Source organism: Marivita sp., assembly GCF_020055635.1.
Lineage (GTDB): Bacteria > Pseudomonadota > Alphaproteobacteria > Rhodobacterales > Rhodobacteraceae > Marivita.
Window position 1 is genome coordinate 1 of record NZ_JAIPUT010000136.1, and the last position, 4,072, is coordinate 4,072.

Genomic DNA, 4,072 nt, shown 5'->3' on the forward strand with positions numbered 1-4,072 from the left:
TCACCCATCGTAATCGTGCTGCTGGTGACGCTTCCCGAGCGGAAAACTTGGCCATCGCCGTCTCCGAAAGTGATGACGGCGTTGTACACCGCTCCATCACCGTCGCCGACCGTCACTTCGTTATCGTTGCCGTCGCCAAGCGTGATCTCCACCTCCGCGGCGTAGTTAGAAATAGAGCCTATCTTGTCAGCATGGACGCTGTTCGTACCGTCACCCAGCGTGACTTTTGCATTCCCTAAAATTTCTTCGGCCGTTACGTCATTGTCACCATCGCCCATATCAAGCTGTGCAGCGTCAATGATGCGTCGGGCCGAAAAGACATCATTCCCGGCGCCAAGACGAACTTGCGTCTGATAAGCCAAGTCCAGATCCAGTTCGACCACGTTTTCCCCGTCGCCAAGATCGACAGAAGCCTGAAGAAAAATGGCGTCGGCGCGCAGTGCATCATCGCCAGCCCCGGCCTTAAGCCGCCCATTTCCAGTGATAACTCCACCCTCGAAAAGGTTATTGCCAGCTCCCATGTCGACATAACCCGCGTCGCCAACAAGATCGACGTCAAGGGTGTCATTTCCGGCGCCCATCTCAACCCAGCCATGGATGTTGTCTGCGTTGATCCGGTCATTGCCGGCGCCCATGTAGACATACCCGCCGTCTTCGATGTCGTCGAAGTCGTCGCTGCCGGCAAGTGTCAACGTGTCGTCACCATCAAACGTGTAGACGTAGCCCAGAATTTCGGTCGAGGATTCAACGTTCAGATCCCCGTCGAAGCCCTCAGAGGAGAACGTCTCGACATTGTGCAGAGTGGTTCGGATGTCGACGTCCTGATCATCAAGACCGCCGGAAACATAGATGACGCCAACAGGGCGATCGCCCGTCGCAAGCTCAAAATTGCTGGACTCGTTCTGGCCGTCCGCAACCTCGATGACGATATTATCGACATCGTTCACGGTCAGCTTTGTGTTTGACGCACCGGTTCCGAACTCATCGACCGTAACCGAGAGTGTTTGCCCACCAGTATTGCCGTTCACCTGGCTGTCGTAGCCGAGCGTGACATTGGAGTTCGTATCCCGAATGCTGACATCTGCCACGGATTGCTGATCGCGGATTTCGACCGATCCCTGGATATCATGCAAATTGATTCGCTGAACCGAAGTGTCAAAGCGGCTCATATCGACGGTGACATCATTGCCGTATTGATCGTCGACACTGACATCGAGCGCTTCGACGTTGCGGACCGTCGGACTGGCGGTGCTGTAACCATAGCCAGCGGCCAGCGCCAGCTGAAGAGTGTCTGTCCCGTCACCGCCGTCGATCAGGTCGCTCGAGTTATACGTTGCCGGATAGTCGGAACCCACGATCAGGTTGTCCTGACGGCCCAGCGCCAGCGTATCGGTGCCGATCGTCAGAACCTGGATCGGATCCGGCGTGTCCGTGACGGCAATGGAAATGGTTTCGCGGGTTACGTCGCCGTCACTGCTGATCGCGGCAACGATGATGTCATGGCTCTGGGCCGCTTCAAAATCGAACCCTCCAGCCAGCGCCACGGTCACCACGCCGGTTGCGGCGTCAATGGCGAACCGGCCGCCTGCGTTGTCTTCAAGCGCGTAGCTCACGTTTGCGCCAGCGTCGGCATCCGATGCGCGTGCTGTTACACCCACAACGCTTCCGACAAGCGCGTTTTCAGCCACCTCGTTAGCACCCGAATTCACGTCGACAACCGCGGTGAGCGCATTGTCGTTTTCGTTGGTGACGGAAACGGTGAAGTCCTTGACGCTGAACGTGCCATCGGAACTGGTCGCACGAACGCCGATCACGTGGCTCGTCTCGGCCTCATAGTCCAGCGCGGATGCGACAGTCACAACGCCAGTGACCGGATCAATGACAAACCGACCTTCGGCATCGTCGTCCAGGCTGTAGGTCACGACCGAACCCGGATCGATATCGACCGCCTGCGCCCGGATGCCCACGGTGCTTCCCAGCAGGGCTGATTCAGAAACCAGGTTCGAGGCTGCTGCAGCATCCCGCACCGCGTCAATCGGCGTGTTGTCATTGTCCAGAATTGTGCCGGTGGCAATGACCGGTGCTGCGAGGCGCGCACCCGTAAAGACGACTTCAACCGTCTCTGCGCCTTCAACCATCTGATCGCCGACGACTTGCACTTCGACGACCTGACGTGTCTGCCCAGCTTTGAACGTCACCTCTCCGACCAAAGCGTTGAAATCGTCGTTGCGGTTCGCAGAGCCTGACGTCAGCGTCTCGTAGGACACAACGACATCAGAAGTGGGCGCCATGTTGAGCGTCAGAACAAAGGACATCAGCTTCGTTCCTGCATCAGGCTCGATGACAGAATTGACGTCGACATTCAGGACAAACGGCTGCGGCTCGAAGCTGGAGACATAGTCTTCCGTTTCCGACTTGGCCGAGTCGACAGAGGCCGGGTCTTTGGTAACGCCAGCAAGAATTTCACGTGAGCTTTGTGCCGCAGCATCGCTCCAGACGAAAGTTGCTGTGCCCGCAACCTCGGAGGTCCAATCCTGTGCAGCAGCCGTGAGGTTGTCGATCAGAACCTTGTCGTCACCCTGTGCACCCTGAATGATTGCATCGATCATGTCACCCACGGCAACCGCCCCGGACTCCAGAGCGGTCGCCCAGAACGCGGCACCTTCAACATCGGGTTCGCGGTCGAACAAGTTCAGATAGATGTCTCTGATGAATTCCTCGGGCGAGGCAACATCCGGGGTTGCCAGGTACGGATAAAGTGAAACCGCTTCCTCGGACGAGGCAAAGTCCTGCGCAATTGTTGCAAATTCACGGCCGTTATCGAGTTGATCAATCCAGAACTGGAGTCCAACGGGATCGGGTGCTCGATCGAAATAACCGATATAGAGGGCAGTCAGTGCTTTGATTTGGTCCGAAGTTGCCATGTCTGTGATCCTGATCCTGAGAATTTCATTGGGAACTTTTTATGTTCCGTCTCTGGCTTCTCTAGAGAGAGATAAATGTTGGATCAACGCCGCATGGCCTAGGAATACATTCCTTGTACGAAAGATAATACCGGAAAGTATCTTTGGATTCTTTTATATCTTTAGCTATTCGGATTTTTAAGCTTTCGACTTTTAGTCGATTGGCCAGAAATCTTGTAGACAAATCTCGAAAATCTCCCGAAATACGGATCAGCCCTCTCCCAAATCTTTAGATACACGGTTTATAAACTATCAGTGCGTGTGGCTGCGTTGGATTATCGATCGATCATTTGAAAACTGCTCATTTCTTGCTTTAAGTATAGAAGGAGATAACCACCCTGGAGTGCCAGTACGGCGCTCAGTACTTTCGAACAACTCGAGGACTTATCCAAATGGCCGAAAAATTCAGCGAGAAACTGAGAAGCTTGCGTTTGGCTCACAACATGACCTTGGAAGAACTGGCGCGCGTTGTCGGGAGTTCAAAAGCCTATATGTGGCAGCTTGAAAACAAGAAGCACGCCAGGCCCTCTGCTGAGCTGCTGCTGAAGATTGCCGGTCACTTTGATCAATCGCCTGAATTTCTGCTGGACGACAAGCAGGATGAGCCAACACAAAGCCAGATCGAGCTGACGTTTATGAAGAAATTTCAACGGCTTTCAGAAAGCGACAAGCGCACAGTCGAGAGGATTATCTCAAGCTTCGTTCCCGTGCCCTCGGGCCATGGTACCTTCGACATGGAGCTGAACTGAACTGAGGCCGGGGAGTCATTGTCGGCTTGGCGTCATGATTCACTAACAACAGAGATGAAAAAGCCGAGCCGCCTCCCTTGGCTGCGGTCCTTAGATTTCCGTGGCATCGCGCCTGCGCAGCCCATTGCGATAGATGCTGCATGACCTACGCGTCATGAATATACCCGCGGCGAAAATCACGGCATTTCATCAAAAGATATGGGCAATTATACCAAAGCTTGTGAACGATTGTTGAAGCAACAGGTTACAAGTACAGGGTACGGTTCGTCGATAGGCCTCTTTTGCCAACCACTCACGAAACCTCGGTAGCCTGGCAAGGTGTTTCGTTGGCCGCCGGTCCCCACCCGGCCTCGTGCACAA

2 protein-coding genes are annotated in these 4,072 nt (G+C 54.6%); one reads left to right on the forward strand and one right to left on the reverse strand.

The features are described 5' to 3' along the window. A partial coding sequence (locus LCF60_RS23630; protein ID WP_292294984.1) for a cadherin domain-containing protein occupies positions 1–2,924 on the reverse strand: 2,924 nt, incomplete at its 3' end. A gap of 431 nt (positions 2,925–3,355) precedes the next feature. Between LCF60_RS23630 and LCF60_RS23635 the strand changes: the two genes are divergently transcribed. Continuing rightward, on the forward strand, positions 3,356–3,712 hold the full coding sequence (locus tag LCF60_RS23635) for a helix-turn-helix transcriptional regulator (protein WP_292294985.1): 357 nt from the start codon (positions 3,356–3,358) through the stop codon (positions 3,710–3,712). Positions 3,713–4,072 lie beyond the last annotated feature (360 nt).